The sequence below is a fragment of the Mycobacterium sp. E796 genome (assembly GCF_001672815.1).
Taxonomy (GTDB): domain Bacteria; phylum Actinomycetota; class Actinomycetes; order Mycobacteriales; family Mycobacteriaceae; genus Mycobacterium.
In genome coordinates this window covers 1-2,519 of record NZ_LZKK01000216.1, presented here as the reverse complement: position 1 = coordinate 2,519, position 2,519 = coordinate 1, and the positions used below count along the sequence as shown (strand labels likewise).

Below are 2,519 nucleotides of genomic sequence, written 5' to 3'. Positions count from 1 at the left end.
GTCCTCGCAATTCGTTTCGGGCCTGCTGTTGTCCGCGGCGTCGTTCACCGACGGCCTGACCGTCCAGCACACCGGGGCGGCGGTGCCGTCCGCCCCGCACATCGCGATGACGATCGTGATGCTGCGCCAAGCCGGGGTCGACGTCGACGACTCCGTCACCAACCGCTGGCGGGTACCCGCTGGCGCGGTCGCGGCCCGGCACTGGGAAGTGGAACCCGACCTGACCAACGCCGTCCCGTTCCTGGCGGCGGCCGTGGTCAGCGGCGGAACGGTACGCATCACCGGCTGGCCGTCGACCAGCGTGCAACCCGCCGACGACATCCTGAGCGTCCTGGGCAAGATGAATGCCGTTGTGACGCACACTGATTCGTTCCTCGAGGTGAGCGGGTCGGCCGATTACGCCGGGTTTGACGTCGACCTGCGCGCGGTCGGAGAGCTGACGCCGTCGGCGGCGGCGCTGGCCGCCCTGGCCGCCCCGGGATCGGTGTCACGCCTGTCCGGCATCGCCCACCTACGCGGCCACGAGACCGATCGGCTGGCCGCGCTGAGCGCCGAGATCAACCGCCTGGGCGGCGACTGCGCCGAGACGCCCGACGGCCTGGTGATCACCGCGAAACCGCTGCACGCCGGCACCTGGCGCGCCTACGCCGACCATCGGATGGCGATGGCCGGCGCGATCGTCGGGCTGCGCGTCGCCGGGGTGGAGGTGGACGACATCGGCTCGACCGGCAAGACGCTGCCGGAGTTCCCGCAGCTGTGGGCGCGCATGTTGGAGGGTTCGGGCGGTTGAGGCCCGGCGACTACGACGAGTCCGACGTCAAGGTCCGCTCCGGCAGGGGCTCGCGACCGCGAACGAAGACCCGTCCGGAGCACGCCGACGCCGAGGCCGCGATGGTAGTCAGCGTCGACCGCGGACGCTGGGGGTGCGTGCTGGGCGGCCGGCCGGATCGCCGGGTCACGGCCATGCGGGCGCGCGAGCTGGGCCGCACCCCGATCGTCGTCGGCGACGACGTCGACCTGGTCGGTGACCTGTCCGGGCGCACGGACACCCTGGCCCGCATCGTGCGCCGCGGCGAGCGGCGAACGGTGTTGCGGCGCACCGCCGATGACACCGATCCGACCGAACGCGTGGTGGTCGCCAACGCCGACCAGCTGCTGATCGTCGTCGCGCTCGCCGACCCACCGCCGCGCACCGGGCTGGTCGACCGGGCGCTGATCGCCGCCTACGCCGGCGGTCTCACGCCGATCCTGTGCCTGACCAAGACCGACCTGGCCCCGCCGGGGCCGTTCGCCGAGCAGTTCGTGGACCTGGACCTGACAGTGGTCGCCGCCGGCGTCGACGACCCGCTGCTGGCGGTGGCCGGCCTGATCGCCGGGAAGATCACCGTGCTGCTCGGGCATTCCGGCGTCGGCAAGTCGACGCTGGTGAATCGGCTTGTGCCGGAAGCGGATCGGGCCGTCGGCGAGGTCACCGAGATCGGCAGGGGCCGGCACACGTCCACCCAGTCGGTCGCCCTTCCGCTGGAAGGATCCGGGTGGGTGATCGACACGCCGGGAATCCGCTCCTTCGGCCTGGCCCACATCCGGCCCGACGACGTGTTGGACGCCTTCTCGGACCTGGCCGAGGCGATCGACGACTGCCCGCGGGGCTGCGGACACATGGGTCCGCCGGCCGACCCGGAGTGCGCGCTGGACACCCTGTCCGGGCCGGCGGTGCGCCGCGTGGCCGCGGCCCGCCGGCTGCTCGCGGTGCTGAGGGAGACCTGACGGCCTATCGAGCTCGCGTGTCTGTACGGCGACACGCCGCGAAAGCCGTACGTTTGCGGACCCTCGCCACGGTCGGTGCTCAACCAGACTTGGCCAGCCGCATGCCGAGCTCGCCCGGGGGCACCAGATGCCCTTCGGTGCAGCGGATTTCGACGCCCGCCTCGGCGCCGCAGCCCACGTGCGTGAGCCGCAGGCGGTTGCGGCCCGGCAGGTGGCGGCGGCCCCACTCGAACATCGCCCAGACCACCGGCATGAAATCGACGCCGGCCTGGGTCAGCACGTACTCTTCTCGGGCGCGCTGCCCCGGCTCGCGGTAGGGCCGCCGCTCCAGCAGGCCGAGTTCGACGAGTTCGGCCAGCCGCGCCGAGGTGGCCGCCTTGGTGATGCCGACGCGGCGGGCGAAGTCGTCGAACCGGGTGGTGCCGTAATACGCCTCGCGCATGATCAGCATCGCGGACTTGGTGCCGACCACCGCCATGGTCTTCTCGATCGCGCACTCGCCGACCGGCGACCACTTCTCGCGGTCCGCCAAGGCGCCTTGAAGGAATGTCATGTAGATCACCTCCCGGTCTGGGTTGATTTTAGTGTACCCAGATGTTTACCTGGGTACAGCTAGCAATACCTAGCTACTAGGCCTCAAGGAGGAGCCATGGTTCAAGGTCGCGACGCCGTCATCGTCGGTGCCGTACGCACCCCGATCGGCAAGGGCAAGGCCAGCGGCGCGCTGCACGACGTGCTGCCCGCCGACCTGC

The 2,519-nt window shown here is 71.3% G+C and carries 3 protein-coding genes; 2 read left to right on the top strand and 1 reads right to left on the bottom strand.

The features are described from left to right. Nucleotides 1–790, top strand: a 790-nt coding sequence (locus tag A5706_RS16130) for a 3-phosphoshikimate 1-carboxyvinyltransferase (protein WP_369831883.1), incomplete at its 5' end; no start/stop codon positions are given. Continuing rightward, nucleotides 787–1,767: a ribosome small subunit-dependent GTPase A gene (gene rsgA, locus A5706_RS16125; RefSeq protein ID WP_068103323.1), complete on the top strand. Its 981-nt coding sequence runs from the start codon at nt 787–789 to the stop codon at nt 1,765–1,767. The genes A5706_RS16130 and rsgA, both read left to right, overlap by 4 nt. A gap of 79 nt (nt 1,768–1,846) precedes the next feature. Here rsgA and A5706_RS16120 read toward each other — a convergent pair whose 3' ends face one another. Then, nucleotides 1,847–2,320, bottom strand: a complete 474-nt coding sequence (locus A5706_RS16120; protein WP_068132351.1) for a helix-turn-helix domain-containing protein — start codon at nt 2,318–2,320, stop codon at nt 1,847–1,849. Nucleotides 2,321–2,519 lie beyond the last annotated feature (199 nt).

What these genes read in the sequence shown, in the direction of transcription:
- A5706_RS16120 (WP_068132351.1), bottom strand. Translation starts at nt 2,320, where the DNA reads ATGACATTCCTTCAAGGCGCCTTGGCGGACCGCGAGAAGTGGTCGCCG.